Consider the following 17948-nt stretch of genomic DNA (forward strand, 5'->3'; position numbering starts at 1 on the left):
TAGGCTGAGACTTACTCGATTACGTCAAAGGTCGGTACATCAATCGGTGCCGGGAGAACAGCGAAGCGATCCAGCGCCGCCTGTGTCAGACGGGTAAACAGTGCTCTGCGCAAATTGGCGCTGTTTTCGGTAATCGCCGTCATTCGCACCGAGAGCTGCTCGCGGTTTAACTGCGTCAACCGATCGAGATTGAGCAGGGCAAGTTTTGCGTTGATGTCGATTGCATCGAATGGCTCGTGGTAAGCCCTCTCCAGGTACTCCACCCAGATCGGATGGGTTTTGAGCGATTCGAGCAACGCCCCGCTCTGCTCCTCGCGAATGATCTGCTCATAAACCAGGTCGAGCGTTTGCTGGGTGACCTCAACGTCCAGTCGCTCGTTGATCGCCGTCGGCTGACCAAGAAGATCGAGACGCTGCGCCAAGCCCAAACGGAACGCAAAACTGACCTGTCTCGCATCCTCTGCGGTCAAAGTTTCTGTTAGCTGACGGGCGACGATATTTTTGTGCGCCTCCTTTTCAACGGCTCGCAATCGAAACAGCCCCCGTAGCAAACGCAAAAATTGGCGCTCCAGCTGGACGTCACCCCGTCGCGCAACGTTCAAGGCCCTGTAGCATAAAACCGTCACGGCAAGATCACTGAATTGCAGCGAGCAATCGTCGATGCTTCTTGCATCCGCATCGGCCATGCGAAATAAAGCACGGCGCAATGCCGCATCCTCCGCCGCCGAGGTTATGACACCCCAGACCCTTTCTCGTAACGTGGTGAATGCCAATCGATAGTCAACGGTATAACGCAAGCGGATCAGCAAACTGAAGAAACGCCGGGAATAAGGCTGCAGGAACACCGAACGCCATAAGCGCTGGCGGGTTAGCATCAACGGGCCTGTAACACCGGTCAACCAGATCGAACTCATCGACTCGTCCACCAATACCCGGGCTACCAGGTCGGTTTGTCCCAGTGAAAGAAGTCCGAAGTTGATCTGATTGCGGCGCTCATAGGCAGACAGCCGCGTTAAGGAATCAGCGGAAAGCGGATTTCCCCGAATATCGGTGCCCTGATTCAATACATCGGTGCTGACCAATACGTTCTGCGGAACCTCCACAATCCGGTTGTCACGCAGATCCAGTGTTCTTAACTTCGGCAGTCCCTCGGTGCCCGTTGGCCAGGTGCTGATCCCGGTATCGCGCAATCCCAGATGTTCAAGCAACGGCAGGCGCGAGACATCGGGACAGCGTCCCAGGTCAGGGTTGAAGCTCAACTCCAGACGTTTGAGTGAGCTCATCCGGGCCAGTTGCGAAGCCGACTCCTCTGTCAGGTGAATCCGGTTTTCGTTCAGCTCCAATGTTTCAAGCCTGGTCATCCCGCTGATGGCGGCTGGCAAACGTGTCAATTCATTACCTGCCAGAGACAGTTCCCGTACGTTGGTAAAACCAGCAAGAAACTGGCTGATTCCCGCTCCGGCGCCAATATGGGCGATGTTCAATGCACCCACGTGACTGAAGTCTGCCGGCAGAACCGGAAGCTGGCCGAGCACCAGTTCGGGCAACGACAGTTCATAAAGGATTTCTTGCGACATCGGAATCCGCGGCGTTTCTCGGCGCCAGCATCGAATGATCTGAATCGCCGCACGAAACCTGGCCAGTTTCGTGACCTTGATCCGGGGCCCGTTCAGCCCCTGGTGCCAGCTTTCACGCATGATCCATCGCTGAAGGATGTCTCGCAGGTTGAAAAACTCGACACGCAAGTGTTCCAGCTTTCTGAGGCCCAGCATCTCGTCCGCCCCAAGGCTTTGCAAAAAGGCGTTGATCTGTTCATTGGAATGGGTCGGATAAAGTTCCTGCGCGCGTTGTTTCAACGCAACCGCATCGGAATGTGGCGTATCGTTGACGTGCGCGCGGCTCAAAGACTCTGGTTGCACGCGATCCGCCAGGCGCATCGGCGATGTGTAACCGCTGCGCACTGGCGAGTTGCTCAGGGTTAAATGCGCAACTTCGCGCCGCCGCAACGCCGTGGCAGTAATCTTGTGTCGCAACGATGTGACACCATCGACTGTTGCTACCCCCAGCGCTTCACGGCGCTGCGCTGACAATCCTTGCCACAGAGCCTCGAAGTAATGCTCACGCGTTCGCCCGGGCAGAAGCGCGACTTGTTCGAACTGTTTGTTCAACACTTCATAAGCGTAGCCATGGGCAAGCAGTTGCATATGCTCTGGCGCCTCTTCGCTGCCGAGCACGGCCACCACATCATCGGAACGGGTACCGTCGAGTATTTCTACGTAGAGGCCATCCTTCCAGCCAGGCGAATGCTCAAGGGCATCCAGCACTAAACGGTTGGTGTCCGTTGTTGCTGCCGCATCCAGATACAGCCCTTCAAAGGCGCGGATCTCACGAATCACCTGCAAATACCGACGCGCTTCTTCGGCCTGACGAAGCGGGACATGACCCGCCTCCAGTTCGAGCAGTTCATGAGCGTCTGCATACCACACCAATTCATTGGCAAAAGACGCAGGCAGCTCGGAGAACATATCCACCAGCAGCGCAGACTCCCGACTCAATGTCGGCGCGTTACGTTGGTAAAGTTGCTCGAACAGTTTGTAGTTGGTGCTGATAGCGTGTTCCTGCATGACCTGCTGCAGCGCCTGCTGCTGTCCGTATTCAGCGCTGACGGTCGATAACAGCTCGCTGCGCTCGGATTCGCTTAAAGCCGCAAGGACGTCACGGTAAAGGTGCCCCTTGGCGAACGCGTCGTGGCGCAGGGCGATATAGCGGGTAATCGACTGTGCGCCAGCGAAGCTTTTCAACGTCTGTCCGGTCGCGTCAGTGATGCTCAGTGCCGTGTGCAGCGGCCATCGTTGCAAACTTGTCAGCAGATACAGTTGCAATTCGAAGTCAGCCTGCACCGCCGTTGGCAGCGCCCCCAATTGCTCGATAAATCTACGCACCTGCACGTCCGTATCGAATCGTTGCACACTATCGATCAGCGCAGCCGGCGGGCGGCGGCGATCAAGGATCGCCTGGCGCAACTCGTCGTCCTGTACCCCGCTCGCGGTCATGGCATCCATGATCAATGCGTCATCCAGCAGGCTCTCGCTGTAGCCAAGACGACGCAGCAGTGTCAGGCGATCCCATGCTTGGGGTAACTCGCAATCATGTCGCCAGGCACCAAAGTCATTGGTTTCAAGTAAAGGGGCGTAATCCTCCCGAAGGGAAGATGGCGGCTGCACCTCCCACATCTCGGTGTCGATCTGCGGACGCACGGCGTACACATGAGCACCTAGTTGCAAATAGGCCTGCCCGGCAAGCCAGCGCAGTCCTCTTTGATCGGTACGCAACCCGTCAGGCAATGTCATACGCTGGCGGTAAGGGGCGAGATCCGGGTTCCATAATCGCCTGAGGCCAGCGGATAGTTTGACTTCGCGTAGCCGTGCGACAACCCCGGTTCCTTTGATTGTTCTATAGGCCGATGAAATGACCAATTGACCGGCCGCCAGCGCCGCTGCAAGGATCAGGTTTTCCGTGGTGTCGAAGAAATACTCTGTCGCCTGTTCCTGATCACCTCGTGCCCAGCTGTCGATGCCCAGATAGACGCCACGCAACAGCTGAAAAGCGGTCACTGCCATCAGAATTTCGCCCACCCCCGGGATAAACGAAGCGGCAAACAACGCCAGATCGATGCCGACCGTTTCGTAGGTTTCGAGCCTGGCCAGGCGTTCTTTCTCGTCCTCATCGTCGGTCGGTACCACCAGCAAGCGAGCGGTACTCTTGACGAGTGCGAGGCGCTGAAGAAAGAGCCCCTGTAAACCGTCTCCCTCCATGTCCACGGCAGTTACCGGAAGATAAATGCTCTCTTTGGGCAATGGTGAGCCGCCGGAAGGTTCAAGCAACCGTTGTTTTAACTGACTGCGAAACTCGACCTGCTCTCCCAACGCGACGAAACGTGCAAAGTAATGATGGAACGTCGATTGGCGTAAGCGGGCGCTGAGCCGCACTTCCATTTTTTGAAACGATGAGAACTCCTGGATGGACTGTTCAGGGTCGCCGGGAAGGTAGAGCACACAGCGCTTGTCAGCAGTTTTCAGTTGCAAAACCATCACACCATAGATCGTGCAGTCCAGCAGCTTGATGGTGTGCAGGCTGAATGCCGCTTGAGATAAGCCCGCCGCCTCACCGTGCTGTAATGCTTCACGCAGGCGCTGATGGGTGTCTGGTGAAATGTGCTGTTTCATGAGCGCGAGCTGCAAATCGACCTCAAAACTGCGTCGCGAATGGGCCACGCAGGCTTTGCGTGTTTGCGGATCTTTCTCGAGGATCTGCTCCAGGTGCTGTTGATATTGCTTGCCCAGGTCAAGCTCGCGGCATAGCACCGCCAATTCATGAGGCTGCAGTGGCAGGACTCGATTGCCGCGCCCGGTAACGCTCTCGGGGAGGTAGATCAGCGACCGCGCATGGTAATTTTCAGCACGGGTTTCCTCCGATGTGAAGTTCTCGCACGCGGCCACCACCAGGTCTCTGGCGATCGGGAGCACAAGCTTCTTCCTCAGCCCCAACAGGCTAGAGGTGGATCTGACGTGCTGAAAAACGGCGCCGGTGATGTCCAGCGGCTCCTTGATTTTTTCCGACAACGCCTTGGTCAGTTTTTCAGTGGCAAACCGGTTGGGATCCCGCAGTTTCTCCAGGGCGGTGCGTGCCTCGTCCCTGGTGGCAAAGCTGGCGATCAATCCGTCATAGAGCGCCTTGCGCTGTGCCGGACTACTCTGGATGAACCAGGCAGGCCACTGCATTTTTTTGAAAAACTCGAAGAAAACCCCCTGTTGTTCAAGCGTCATTGCCATTGGCGTACTCATGATGAAGCCGCTCCATCAAGCCTTGGTCGTTTCACCGATGACGCAATAAACGTGGCTATTCGTTCTTCGAGCCGGGTAAAACTGGCAAACGGATCATGGCCGTCCAGCGGCGACCATCGCACTTCCTGGAACAGATACCGGCACAACGCAGGAGAGGTATCCATCTCCTCAATCATCTTCCAGACACGAATTTGCAAAGGTGCGTAGTCGACGAGAAAGTCCGCTGTACGGGTCATCCACTCAAGCGTGCCAAAGAATCGATCCCCTCCCGGCATGACCGCTATCCGCTCCCAGCGTGCGCTGAACAGTTCTGCGCGCTCGACCGATAACCCCTTCGTCCATGCACCCGGCAGAAAAACCGTGTGCGTCGGCTTGGCCATCCACACATTGATACCGCTTTGCTGACGATGCTCCACCACCCAGCGCAAACTGTCGGGATCACTTAGCGGGTTGCCGGACAGCAGCACGTTACCCTCCGCCACCGACTGTCGGCGCACGGCTTCGGGTATACGGGTAAGCCGGTTATCGCGCAGATCCAGACGCCGTAAGTAGGGGTAGTCGAAAATGCCGATGGGGCTCGTAGTGAGGCCGGTGCCGCGCAGCTTGAGCTGATTCAATTGCGGCATGCCCATCAGCAGCGGCGTGACACCCAGTGGGTTATCGCTGAGGTCGATGATGCGCAGTCGCTTCAATTCAGCGATTTTTCCAGCGGTCTCGTCCGTTAGAACCAACCCGGTTGAACTCAGATTGAGAATCTCCAGTTGGCTCATCTGGCTGATCGCTGGGGGCAATCGGCCAACCTCCTGGCCCAGTTCATTGAAAAGGCGTAAATCGACGCCCCTCATGCCCAGCCAGCGCAGGTTTGGGAAAGATTCGAGGAAGCCGTTGATACTGCCCCGCTGAGTCACTCGAAAATAAGGCATCGACAGCGAGATGACGTCGCGAAACTTGATGTTGAGTTGCGGCAAACTATGCATGGGATCGAAATCCATGCCCAGATGAAAACCGACAAATCGGCCATCCTCGTAGACTCGACTATCAGGGTCACCGCGTCCTTGCCAAAGGGCAATCAACTCTTCGGCCAGCTCGTGGCGGATCTCACGCTCCCTGTCCATTCGGGCCTCGATGCGGGCATCATTTTCGTCTTCGATTTCGACAGCACTCATGCCCTGCGCAAGGCCTTCGCTTTCCGGTAGTAATTCGACCTCCATGTCATGGATGTCCGTGTGGATGTCTTCGATCCATTCGGTGATGTCGTTGCCCAACTGCCCCATTTGCAGCCTTAATCGATCCAGCTCAACCTGTGCACCCGAGCCAAGCGCGCGCAGGAAGTCGTCGGCTTGAGCATCGGAAACCGTCGGGTAAATTTCTTTGACCTGGAGCCTCATCACCTGTATGGACAAGTCTGCGTCCTGGGCCGTAGCGGGAAAGCCGCCGCCGCGTAACCCGGCGAAATGAAAGGGAGCCCCCGTGTCCATTCGACGCAGCCCAAGCCTCAACGCGGGTTGTGATAATGCGTGCAGACGGATTTTCGCCTGGAAGTCAGCCAGTTCATGATCGATGCGCAAACCCAGCGCCGATCGCTGCTCAATTGAGAGGGCATCGAGCAAGCGTTGCTCAAACGCCATTCCGGGTGATTTGATCAATTGCGTTTTCACGCTCGCGGAGACCGTACCGATGCTATCGATCACCCTGGAGCCTGCAGCGCTCTCAAGCACTTCGATTCGCGTTGCCGACGACCAGCCAGGCAAGCGCTCGAGTGTATGCAGAACCAGAACATCGCAATCAGCACTGACTGAGGACTTCAAATAGAGCCCCTCATAGGCTCGACAGAGCCGAAATTGTTGCTCGTACTGTTGAGCCTTATCTGCCAGCTGGCTGAAAACACGCTTGCTGTCGGCGAGGGTATGCGGCGCAGCGATGTCCAAGCCTGCACGATCAAGCATTTGCTCCACCGCACTCGTCGAAAGCTGCGGATACTGCTGACGGAACAACCTCACCCAAGAATTATCCGATTGTTGCAGGGCTTCATGACGCTGATGGAAGCTTTCTGTCCGGGCGCGTTGCAGCTGTTGAGCTTGTGCCGAATTTTCAGGAAATGCATCGATGGCCTCTTGCAGCGCTTGATCAATGGCAAAGCGGTTGATGGTGTCCTGCAGAATGGGCGTCGGTGCTCGGCCGTCAGTCTGCATCAGACGTAAAGCGTCATCGCTCACGCCACTGACATGGCGAATCTGCAGCAAGACATGGTTGCTGAACTGCTCGACGCTTGGCCCGATACCTCGCATCAAGGCAATTGGCTTTTCTACCGACGGTGTTACGCCGGGCTCGGCTACCCCGGCAGATTGCTCCGCAGCCTGACGCGCGACGACTGACTCGTCTTGCAGGCTTTTAACGACGGAGGGTTCTGCGTGGGCGATCAATTGCCCTGCCAGCACCGGCAGCGCGTTCAATACGCCAAATACGGTTCGAGTAATGCCCTGCGAGCGTTCGGTTGAGTTTGTTGCGTTTGCCGTCTCGGCAAGACCGTAACCGGCATCGATCAGGCCGGCCAATGTCAGCAAGCCTTCCCCACCGGGAATCAAAAGCGCCAACGGCGCGTATCGGTTGAGCCACTGCACCAGCGGCTCGACCACTGCGCTCAATTGCTGACGATTGACCTCGGCGTCGTCACGGATCGTGGCAATGCTGTCGAGCGCCGCTTGTTTCATCGCCTTCACCATCTGCGCAAATGGGTCAGTGCCCGCCGGGGCACTCTCTAGATCGGCGTAGTCGCAAGGATCCCAGTAGCCATCGTTGTTGAAGAAGCCGGCGGTGGTGGTCAGATGATGTTGTCGCGGGTACATCGCCATGCCTTGCAGCGCCGTGAGCACGCCGGCGTGCAGGACGCCGTCAGCGCGATCGTCCTCCCTGAAATGCGCGGCCAAAGCCTTGGTCATGTCGATATTGCGTCCTGCCTCGGTCAACCAGTGGCGCATCGCTTGAACATCGGCGAATTCCTGAAAAGGTGACGAGTTGCCTGGGACATACAGCAGCCTTCGAGCGTGGCCCGGTTGCGAGAAGCACCAGATATCGGTCGCGACATAACGATAGATGCGCAACCGGCTGAACTGGATGTCTTTTGGCTCGATAAAGCGCCCTTGTAAATGCTCAAGGGTGAGCGAGTCCCAGGATTGCTGCGGATTCAGACCGGCTCCGTGCAATGCCAGTTTCAGGCCTTCACCGGAAAGCGTTTGTTCCTGATGCTGCAGGTAAGCGGCCATGACATAGGCAGATTTGACCGCCGCCTTCAGTGGATAGCTTTTGTTTGTCTCAATAACGGCGTCGGACGGCCAGGCCTGTTCGACGTAAGCGCTGTATTGATGCTTGAGTTCCAGTGTCCACACCCATCGTTTGAACGCGTGGGGTTGCACTGCAAGCTGCGTGTGCGGTTCGTAACGCTGGGGAATGGTTTGTTGGTAGATGCCTTCGTAGTCCGCATGCCCACCCTCGGGGAACGCCGATTCATCAATATCGACGACCTTGATAGGCGGCCCCACCGGGGGCGGGGTGTACAGGCCAAATACCGTTTCACCGAAACGTCCGGCGCCGACCGTTTGCTGATTGCTCATGGCCGCGTGAAGCAGACTTTCGGTTCTCGTGAGACGCCCCTGATGAATCCCTTCAAGTGCGGGATAACCACGAAAATCGTACTGCAGATAGGCCAGTTGCGACGTCATCGGGGCAATGTCTTTGCCCCATCGATCCTCGATCAAGTCACGGGTGAACCGCGTGGCGCTGTGTGGCAACACGGCTTCCAGTTTGAGGGCCCACTGTTGGTGTCTGTTGCGGCGGGTTTCTGCGTTCTCCGTCATTCTCTGCAATCCTTTGCATCGCTATAGGAGTGACTAACCTAAAGGATGTGAGGCGAGGAAAATGCAGGACGTTTCCGCGATGGGCGAGGAAATTTCGCTAGGGGGGATGGGTGTTCAAGATCAAAAGATCGCAGCCTTCGGCAGCTCCTACATGGGAATATCTGTAGGAGCTGCCGCAGGCTGCGATCTTTTCAGACGAACCGCTAATTACCAGAAGCGTTGTTGGGTCAAACGACTCCACCAGCTCAGCAACACGCGATCCACCGAACCGCTGGCCGCCATGCCGATGCGCTCTTGCAGGCTCTTACGCTCGGCGTAATGCAGGTGATAAACCTCGGACTTCTTCGCACGTTCTGCCAAGTACTCATCGCTGGTCTTGAGTTCATCGACCAGTTGCTTATCCAGCGCCGCAACACCCAGCCAGACTTCACCAGTAGCCACTTCGTCGATCGCCAGTTGCGGGCGATAGCGTGACACGAAGTTCTTGAACAGTTGGTGAGTGATGTCGAGGTCTTCCTGGAATTTCTCGCGGCCCTTTTCGGTGTTTTCGCCAAACACGGTCAGGGTGCGTTTGTATTCGCCGGCGGTCAGCACTTCGAAATCGATGTCGTGCTTCTTCAGCAGCCGGTTGACGTTGGGCAACTGCGCGACCACACCAATCGAGCCGAGGATCGCAAACGGTGCGCTGATGATCTTCTCGCCAATGCAAGCCATCATGTAACCGCCACTCGCGGCCACCTTATCGATGCACACGGTCAGCGGCACGCCGGCTTCGCGGATACGCGCCAGTTGCGAGGACGCCAGGCCATAGCTGTGCACCATGCCACCGCCACTTTCGAGACGCAGGACGACTTCGTCTTTCGGTGTCGCGAGAGTCAATAGTGCAGTGATTTCATGACGCAGGCTTTCGGTAGCCGAGGCTTTGATATCGCCGTCGAAATCCAGCACAAACACCCGCGCTTTGGCGTCAGGTTTGTTCTTCTGCTTCTTCTCGGTTTTCTCGGCTTTGGCCTGGCCCTTGCGCAGCGCCTTGAGCTGATCCTTGTCGAGCAATGTCTGCTCCAGGCGTTCACGCAGGCCCTTATAGAAATCATTGAGCTTGCTGACCTGCAACTGACCGGCCGATTTGCGCCGGCCCTTGCTGCGCAACGCGGCAAAACTGGCGAGCACCACCAGAATGGCGATCACCAAAGTAACGGTCTTGGCCAGGAAACTGGCGTATTCGGTGAAAAACTCCACAGAGACTCCTTAAAACAATGCGCGGATGCGAAACACACGCGGGATGACGCCAGCATACCCATGCACCGGCCCGTCGGCCAGCCGTGAAACCTCTGGCAACACGCCTGTAACGGGCATTTCAAACAAGCGTATGTTTTTTCATTGACAGCTCTCCATCATCCTCATAACCTCGCCAAACCTTCAACGTACCGGGATGACGCGGACGTGGGCAGCATCTATCTGATTCGACATGGCCAGGCCTCCTTTGGTGCAGACGACTACGACGTCCTGTCGCCGACCGGTATACGCCAGGCAGAAATCCTCGGTCAGCACCTCGCTGAACTGGGGATCAGCTTTGATCGTTGCATTGCCGGAGACCTGCGTCGTCAGCAACACACGGCCACCAGCGCACTGGAGCAGTTCAGCGCTAAAGGCCTCAATGTGCCAACGCTGGAAACCGATGCCGCGTTTAACGAGTTCGATGCCGACGCGGTGATCCGCGCCCTGCTCCCGGCGATGCTGGAAGACGAGCCGGAGGCGATCGACATCCTGCGTAATGCCGCGCAAAACCGTGGCGAGTTCCAGCGTATTTTTGCCCTGATCATCGAGCGCTGGCTGGCTGGCACGTACGACACGCCGGGGCTGGAAAGCTGGCTGGGGTTTGTCGAGCGGGTTCAGGGCGGGCTGCATCGCATTCTCGATCTGGCGGACAAAAACCAGAAAATCGCCGTGTTCACTTCCGGCGGCACCATCACTGCCCTGCTCCACCTCATTACACAAATGCCTGCCAGACAGGCCTTCGAACTGAATTGGCAAATCGTCAACACCTCGCTCAGCCAGCTGAAATTCCGCGGCCGCGAGGTGGCTCTGGCTTCCTTCAACAGTCATGCACACCTGCAACTGTTGAAGGCCCCGGAACTCATCACTTTTCGCTGAGTCCGGATGACTGTGACCCTTGCTGTAACCACCCAGCTCCTATGACCAAAAAAAGGATCGAATCATGACCTCCGTAGCTGATGCCGTAAAAGCAATGCAAGCCAAGTTCAACCCAGCCGCTGCTGCCGGTCTGGATCTGGTCTTCGGTTTCAACATCACTGACGAAGACAAGCAATACTCGCTGATCGTCAAAGACGGCACCTGCGACATCCAGGAAGGCGAAAACCCGGACGCCAACTGCACGCTGGTGCTGGACAGCGAAACCCTGAAAGGTATCGTCAGCGGCGAAACCGACGGCATGCAGGCTTTCATGGGCGGCAAGCTGCGCGTTGAAGGCGACATGATGCTGTCGATGAAACTGTCCGAACTGTTCCCTGCTTAATAGCAGCGTTCAGCGACACAAAAATCCCGCCCTTTGTGGCGGGATTTTTGCGTTCATGAGTTGGAGAAATGGTCAGTTCAGCGCCAACTCTTCCAACAATCGGGTATCCAGGCCGAAACGCTCCTGCGAGATCATGCGGAACTGCCCTTCGGCCAACTCGCAGCTCACCAGCAAATTCCATGAATGCCGGGTCGCTGCCGAGGGCACCAGCAAGAAAGGGTGTTCGGCGAGTAACGCATCGGCAAAATCTTGCTGATTCGGTGACGTCCGTGCTGGACTCATCCAGTAGGGATTCGGCAATTCTTCCGGCTGGACGACCCGAACCAGAGCCTGATCGGATATCTCAAAGCACGTAAGGACATGGGGTTTTGTATCCAGACGATTAAAACTGCCGTGTGCCGCCACTTCGAGAATGGCCGTGGACGGATCGACTGACGCGTATACAACACGCCGTCCCGGACGGTTCCAGCGTCCCCCCTTACGCTCGGAGCCAATGCCACTGCTCCACGTGCATTTGTAGGCTTCCGGGTCGACACGCCAGGCAAACCAGCGATCATCCCAAGGCAGCGGGTTCATTGATAAACCCCGTATTTTGTCCGGTGCAGGTAGGCGTCGACCACTTGATAACCGAAAGGATTCTCGACCAGTTCAATACGCTTGTAGCCGTTGAGCCATTTGGTCGGCTTGCGCAACCATTCTTCGGCCTCCGCCTGACCGTCGAAGACCTCGGTGGCAACTTCCAGCACATGGGCATATTGAAAGGCAACCATGCTTTGTTGCTGGCTGAGCAGGAAGGGTTTGCTGTCTTTGAGCAAGCGCCGCACGGTTCGGATGGATTTGCCGGTGATCATCTGAACAAGCTCACCCTCCTGGTAAAGCTCAGAGGTGGCGATCAGATTGACGACGTCCTGCAGTTCAAAACCTTGCTGCGTGTACCGGATGATAAACATAGGGTCTTCACCCCACTCCCTGCCGCGCAAGAGTACGTCGACAGGTTTGCCTTCGACCCGCTTCAGCCCCGTAAACCGAAGCGGTTTAGCAGTGGACATCGCATTGGCCTCCGAGGGGCACCTGGCTCGAACATCGCGCCAAAAATAGCGAGGGTGATAACGCGCTGCGTCGTTTTCAACGTGTATGTTTTGCATAATCCATCCGTTGTCAGGGGCCCGAACGTCCGAGCCGTAAGCGACTTCAATGTCACGTTCGATGTTATAGAACAGGCGTCCGACGACCAACCTGAAACAGTTGTCGGAAATATCCCGATATTTGCGAAAAACACTCCGGCATCCGTAGGACGTTACTGGCGGTCAATATGCACGCACGCCAGTAATCATCGGGAAACGTTGACCCTGATCACAGCTGATACCACTCGCAACACTTAATCTTCCCGCTCCATCGAAGGCCAAGGACGGCTCACCGAGAGCCTGCGGCCGCCCCCTATTCAAGGAAGAACACGCATGCGCCCCCTCAAAATTATTTTGCTGACATCGGCATTCAACGGCCTGACTCAACGGGCATGGCTGGAACTGCGTCAGGCCGGGCATTCGCCCAGCGTCGTGCTGTTCACCAACGAAAACTCGGTGTGCGAACAGATCGAAAACAGCGGCGCCGACCTGGTGATCTGTCCCTTCCTCAAGGATCGTGTGCCGCAGGCGTTGTGGAGCAACCCCGAGCGCCCAGTGGTGATCATTCATCCCGGCATCGTCGGCGATCGAGGCGCCAGTGCGCTCGACTGGGCGATCACCCAGGAAATGACGCGCTGGGGCGTAACGGCCCTGCAAGCCGTGGAAGAAATGGACGCCGGCCCGGTCTGGGCCAGCTGTGAATTCAACCTGCCGCCGGGCCTGCGCAAGTCCGAGCTGTACAACGGCCGGGTCAGCGATGCGGCAATTATTTGCATTCGTGAGGTGCTGGAAAAATTCGTCGACGGTTTCACGCCGGTTGCGCTGGATTATCGCGACGCGAAAGTCCGCGGGCGCTTGCAGCCGAACATGAAACAGGCTGACCGTAGCTTCGCCTGGCATGACTGCGCGCGGTTCATCAAACGCTGCATCGATGCGGCGGATGGTCAGCCGGGCGTGCTGGCGAGCCTGGCGGGTGGTCAGTTCTACGTGTATGACGCGCACCTTGATTCACGCAGCGGCAGGCCCGGCGAAATTATTGCCGTCCATGACGATGCAGTGCTGGTGGCGACGGGTGATCACAGCGTGTGGATCGGCACACTGCGACGCAAACCGCAGCCCGGCGAGGAAACCTTCAAGCAGCCGGCGCGGCATTTGCTTATCGATCAATTGGCCGATGTGCCAACACTGGATTGGTCGATTGCCCGCCAACCCTTCAGCGCCGAGGCTTATCAGCCGATTCGCTATCGCGAATCCGGCAAGGTCGGTGAGCTGACCTTCGAGTTTTACAACGGCGCGATGAGCACCGAACAATGTCAGCGTTTGCTGGAAGCGTTGCGTCTGGCCAAATCGCGGGATACGCAGGTGCTGTTGATCAAGGGCGGGCGCAGCAGCTTTTCCAATGGCGTGCATTTGAACGTGATTCAAGCCGCGCAGGATCCGGGCGCTGAGGCGTGGGCAAATATTCAGGCGATTGACGATGTCTGCGCGGAGTTGCTGAGCGCGCGGCAATGGGTGGTCAGTGGTGTCACGGGCAATGCCGGGGCCGGTGGCGTGATGCTCGCATTGGCGGCGGATATTGTTTTCGCCCGGGCGGACATCGTGCTCAATCCGCATTACAAAAGCATGGGTCTGTATGGATCGGAATACTGGACATACAGCCTGCCCCGCGCGGTCGGCCCGGCGATGGCTGAGCAATTGACCCAGGCGTGTTTGCCGGTGAGTGCGCTGCAGGCCCTGCAACTCGGCATGGTTCAGGAAATCGGCCCGCGTTGCCCGGATGAGTTTGCGCTGTGGTTGCTGCAACGGGCCAACGCGGTTGTGCATGATCCGGTTTATGCAGCGGTGCGCGAGCGCAAGGCGCGGGTTGATCATGTGTTGGTTGGGCAATGTCGCGAGCGTGAGCTGGCAGAGATGCGGGACGACCTGCTGCATGATCGCAATCAGTTTGCTGAGAAGTGTCGGAGTTTTGTTTATAAACGCAAGGTTTGCGGGACGCCGGTGCGGTTGGTTGCGGATTGGGCTCGCAGCGTTGAGGTGGTCAGTTGATTTTGGCGGTGTCTGCTTTTCCCCTCACCCTAGCCCTCTCCCCGAGGGAGAGGGAACTGACCGAGGTGTCTGGCGCCATACGTCGACCTGAAAGATTTGGGCGATTATGGATTCAAAGCCGAACTGCCAAGTCGGTGAATGTCTTCAATATCCCCCGGTCAGTCCCCTCTCCCCCCGGGAGAGGGTTAGGGTGAGGGGCTTTTGCCCTTACAATACGCCGACCTCCCAAACCGGCCCGCCCATGGACATCGACCTCGCTCGCACCTTTCTCGAAATCGTCCGCCACGGCAGTCTCGCCGCCGCTGCGCAGAAGCTGTTCGTCACGCAAACAGCGATCACCGCCCGCGTGCAAAAACTCGAAAGCCAGCTGGGCAGTACGTTGTTCGTGCGCAACCGCGCCGGGGCAAAACTGACGCCCAACGGCGAAGCGTTCGTGGTCTATGCCAATCAACTGGTGCAAACCTGGGAAGCCGCGCTTCGTGATCTACCGCTCCCCGAAGGCCTGCACAACGTGTTGCACATCGGTGGCGAAGTCAGCCTGTGCAATCCGCTGATGCTCAGTTGGGCCGCTGAACTGCGCGAGAAAATCCCCGGGCATGCCCTGCGCATGGAAATTCGCGACGGTGAAAACCTGCTGCGGCAGCTCGAACTCGGCGTTCTTGACGCCGCGCTGGTCTATCAGCCGGAATACTGGCCGGGACTGCAGGTCGAGCAAGTGCTGGAAGAGAAACTGATTCTGGTACGCGCACCCAAGCGTCCCGATCCCTACGTTTACATCGACTGGGGGCCGGATTTCCGTCGTCAGCACGACGCTGCCCTGCCGGAAAAAGCCAAAGCTGCGCTGAGCTTTAACCTCGGCCCCCTGGCCCTGCAATACATCCTCGAACACGGCGGCAGCGGCTATTTCCGTACCCGCGTGGTTCGCACGTATCTGGAAAGCGGCGCGCTGGAAGCGGTGATCAAAGCCCCGGAATTCAGCTACCCGACGTATCTGGTGTATTCGCGCGATCGCGACTCGGCAACGCTGCAACAGGCCTTTGATCTGCTGCGCGAGGTGATCCACACCGATGACGACTGGTCGCAACGCTGGAATCCACTGAGCTGATAGCCGCATTACACCGGAGCATGGCGCATGTGACCTCAAGGTTCGGCCTGCACAAATGGCCGGATCGGCTACGCTGCCGGGTATAACAACGATACCCGCAGGTGAACGCAGTGAGGCAGACCACCGAGGCATTTCGCAGCCGCTATCGTGCGGCCATTCATCCGCGCTACAACCCTTGGCTGCACGGGGTTTTCGTGCTGCTGTTCGGCGTGCTGGCCATCGCCGGGTTCTGGGGCACCGTGCAGCAAGTGCGGCCGCTGGAATGGCTCACCGTGCCGTTGAGCCTGTTGCTGTTCAACTTCGGCGTGTACATGGTTCATCGTCATCTCGGCCACCATAAAAAAGCCTTCGCGAAAATGTTCTACGCCCGGCATGCCGGCGATCATCACAGTTTCTTCACCCCCGGCCACATGACCTACGACAGTGCTCGCGACTGGCGGGTGATTCTGTTTCCTGCGTGGCTGATCGTCATTCACACGCTGGTGATCACCCTGCCGCTGTGGTGGCTGATCGCGCAGGTGAACGCCAACGTTGCCGGGCTCTTCGCCGGGTGCATGGTGCTCGGTTACCTGACTTACGAAGTGTTCCACGCCTGCGAACACCTGCCGCCAAACAACCCGCTGACACGCTTGCCGTGGATCCGGCAGATGCGCCGTTTGCACGAACTGCATCATCGTCGCGAACGCATGCAGGAACGTAATTTCAATATCGTTTTCCCGCTGATGGACTACCTGTTCGGCACCCTTTACTGGGAGTCGGAACCCGCCCCTTTGAGCTATTCAAAAATGCCCATGACCCGCCTGCAGCATCAGATCGATATCGCCGGTGAGCCGATTGCCGTGCTCGCCTACGCCGCCAGCGTCAACCGCTGGCCGGAGTGGCATCCGTCATCGTTGAAGATCGATGGCGCACAAGGCCCGCTGCATGCCGGTTCACGTTTCGAAGAGGATATTCATGCCGGCGGCCGCTCAGGACATCTGAGCTGGGAAGTCACCGAATACCTGCCGGGCCGCCGCTGGTGCGCGCGGGCTCAAGGTGATCATGGCTTGTCGTTGCTGCTGACGTATGAGTGCGCGGCCGAAGGTAACGGCACGCGGTTTGTGCGCACGCTGGATTATCGCTTTGAAGGTTTGGGCATGCGCATCGCCAATCACCTGCTGCTCAAACGCCGGATTGATCGCGAATCGGCGGCGTCGATGTTGGCCTTGCGCGACATGGCTGCTCAGCACTTGGCTTCGGCGAGGGCCAGCGCGTGAAGGTGCGGCACGTTGTGTTGTTACTGCTCGTCATCGTCATCGTCATCGGATATTTACTGCTGATGCCGACCAAAATCGAACCGGTCGCCTGGTCGCCGCAGCCTGCGCCATCGCTGAAAGAAGGCCCCTACGCCGAGAACCAGAAACTCAAGGGCGCAGCGCAAGTCGGGCCGAGCGACATCGAAGGCCCGGAGGCGCTGCTGCTGGAAGAGGATTTCCTGATCACCGGCCTGCATGACGGCCGACTGATCCGCACCAGCCTCGATGGCACGCAGCGCCAAGTGCTGGCCGATACCGGCGGGCGTCCGCTGGGATTGGCTCGGCATCCGAACGGCATGCTGGTCATTGCCGACGGGGTGAAAGGCTTGCTGTCGCTGGATGCGCAAGGGCAATTGATCCCGCTGACCACCGCCGCCAATGGCCTGGCCTTCGGTTTCACCGATGACGTGGCGATCGATGCGCCCGGGCATTTCGCCTACTTCAGCGATGCCTCCAGCCGCTGGGGTTACGGCCATGACGGCGAGGCGATCATCGAGCACGGCGGCGATGGGCGTTTGCTGCGTTATGACTTTCAAACCGGCAAGACCAGCGTGCTGCTCGACAAACTGGAGTTCGCCAACGGCGTGACCCTCGGCCCGGATGACGCCTATGTGCTGGTCAATGAAACCGGGGCTTATCGCATCAGCCGCTATTGGCTGACCGGGCCGAAAGCCGGCACTCACGACCTGTTTATCGAAAATCTGCCGGGGTTGCCGGACAACCTCGCGTTCAATGGCCGTGACCGGTTTTGGGTAGCGCTGTATGCGCCGCGCAATACGCTGCTGGACGCCACGGCGGGGCATCCATTTCTGCGCAAGATGATTGTACGGGCGTTGAAGCTGGTGCCGGCGCCGGTGGACAAGCGCGGATTTGTGCTGGGGCTGGATCTGGACGGCAAGGTGATTGCCAATTTGCAGGATGCCAGCGATGGCAATTATTCGCCGATTACCACGGTTAGGGAGTATGGGCGGTGGTTGTATTTTGGGTCGTTGAAGGCGACGCATATGGCGCGGATGTCGTTGGATGGGGCCCTTAAGTGAATCTGGTGGATTGATGTTGAATTGAACGACGCCTTCGCGGGCAAGCCTTGCTCCTACAGTTGAAATGCAATCATCTGTAGGAGCAAGGCTTGCCCGCGAAGGCG

11 protein-coding genes are annotated in these 17948 nt (G+C 57.8%); 6 read left to right on the top strand and 5 right to left on the bottom strand.

Translation table 11 applies throughout. The annotated features are described in order from the left end of the window. Positions 1–11 precede the first annotated feature (11 nt). From KFS80_RS08460 to sohB, 3 genes are all read right to left on the bottom strand, one after another. Positions 12–4844, bottom strand: a complete 4833-nt coding sequence (locus tag KFS80_RS08460; RefSeq protein ID WP_212544516.1) for a dermonecrotic toxin domain-containing protein — start codon at positions 4842–4844, stop codon at positions 12–14. Further along, positions 4841–8698 carry a dermonecrotic toxin domain-containing protein gene (locus KFS80_RS08465; protein WP_212544517.1) on the bottom strand — a complete coding sequence of 1286 codons (3858 nt, stop codon included), beginning with the start codon at positions 8696–8698 and terminating at the stop codon, positions 4841–4843. Before KFS80_RS08465 ends, KFS80_RS08460 begins: the two co-directional genes overlap by 4 nt. 207 nt (positions 8699–8905) lie before the next feature. After that, on the bottom strand, positions 8906–9937 hold the full coding sequence (gene sohB / locus KFS80_RS08470) for a protease SohB (protein ID WP_053120855.1): 1032 nt from the start codon (positions 9935–9937) through the stop codon (positions 8906–8908). Between the two features lie 204 nt (positions 9938–10141). On the opposite strand from sohB, the gene KFS80_RS08475 reads away from it, so the two are divergent. After that, positions 10142–10852 carry a histidine phosphatase family protein gene (locus KFS80_RS08475; protein WP_212544518.1) on the top strand — a complete coding sequence of 237 codons (711 nt, stop codon included), beginning with the start codon at positions 10142–10144 and terminating at the stop codon, positions 10850–10852. Between the two features lie 64 nt (positions 10853–10916). Continuing rightward, complete coding sequence (locus KFS80_RS08480; protein WP_053120860.1) at positions 10917–11234, top strand: SCP2 sterol-binding domain-containing protein; 318 nt, start codon at positions 10917–10919, stop codon at positions 11232–11234. Positions 11235–11306: 72 nt separating this feature from the next. Here KFS80_RS08480 and KFS80_RS08485 read toward each other — a convergent pair whose 3' ends face one another. Continuing rightward, entirely contained in the window at positions 11307–11810 is a 504-nt protein-coding gene (locus KFS80_RS08485; protein WP_053120862.1) for an RES family NAD+ phosphorylase, read from the bottom strand. After that, positions 11807–12283 (bottom strand): antitoxin Xre/MbcA/ParS toxin-binding domain-containing protein, encoded by a 477-nt coding sequence (locus tag KFS80_RS08490; RefSeq protein WP_212544519.1) that lies wholly within the window; start codon positions 12281–12283, stop codon positions 11807–11809. The genes KFS80_RS08485 and KFS80_RS08490 overlap by 4 nt, the downstream gene beginning before the upstream one ends. Positions 12284–12691: 408 nt before the next feature. Between KFS80_RS08490 and KFS80_RS08495 the strand changes: the two genes are divergently transcribed. The 4 genes from KFS80_RS08495 (at position 12692) to KFS80_RS08510 (ending at position 17844) form a co-directional block, all read left to right on the top strand. Further along, complete coding sequence (locus KFS80_RS08495; protein ID WP_212544520.1) at positions 12692–14404, top strand: hydrogenase maturation protein; 1713 nt, start codon at positions 12692–12694, stop codon at positions 14402–14404. 241 nt (positions 14405–14645) lie between these two features. Continuing rightward, a complete protein-coding gene (locus KFS80_RS08500) occupies positions 14646–15509 on the top strand; it encodes a LysR family transcriptional regulator (RefSeq protein WP_212544521.1) in 864 nt (287 codons plus the stop codon). A gap of 110 nt (positions 15510–15619) precedes the next feature. Next, positions 15620–16765: a sterol desaturase/SRPBCC family protein gene (locus KFS80_RS08505; protein WP_212544522.1), complete on the top strand. Its 1146-nt coding sequence runs from the start codon at positions 15620–15622 to the stop codon at positions 16763–16765. Next, positions 16762–17844, top strand: coding sequence for an SMP-30/gluconolactonase/LRE family protein (locus KFS80_RS08510; RefSeq protein ID WP_212544523.1), 1083 nt, complete (start codon positions 16762–16764; stop codon positions 17842–17844). Before KFS80_RS08505 ends, KFS80_RS08510 begins: the two co-directional genes overlap by 4 nt. Positions 17845–17948: the final 104 nt, after the last annotated feature.

The sequence above is a fragment of the Pseudomonas rustica genome (genome assembly GCF_018336155.1).
GTDB classification, from domain to species: domain Bacteria; phylum Pseudomonadota; class Gammaproteobacteria; order Pseudomonadales; family Pseudomonadaceae; genus Aquipseudomonas; species Aquipseudomonas rustica.

Coding starts and splice junctions, on each gene's coding strand:
- KFS80_RS08495 (WP_212544520.1), top strand. CDS start 12,692: ATGCGCCCCCTCAAAATTATTTTGCTGACATCGGCATTCAACGGCCTG.
- KFS80_RS08485 (WP_053120862.1), bottom strand. CDS start 11,810: ATGAACCCGCTGCCTTGGGATGATCGCTGGTTTGCCTGGCGTGTCGAC.
- KFS80_RS08480 (WP_053120860.1), top strand. CDS start 10,917: ATGACCTCCGTAGCTGATGCCGTAAAAGCAATGCAAGCCAAGTTCAAC.
- KFS80_RS08490 (WP_212544519.1), bottom strand. CDS start 12,283: ATGTCCACTGCTAAACCGCTTCGGTTTACGGGGCTGAAGCGGGTCGAA.
- KFS80_RS08460 (WP_212544516.1), bottom strand. CDS start 4,844: ATGAGTACGCCAATGGCAATGACGCTTGAACAACAGGGGGTTTTCTTC.
- KFS80_RS08500 (WP_212544521.1), top strand. CDS start 14,646: ATGGACATCGACCTCGCTCGCACCTTTCTCGAAATCGTCCGCCACGGC.
- KFS80_RS08465 (WP_212544517.1), bottom strand. CDS start 8,698: ATGACGGAGAACGCAGAAACCCGCCGCAACAGACACCAACAGTGGGCC.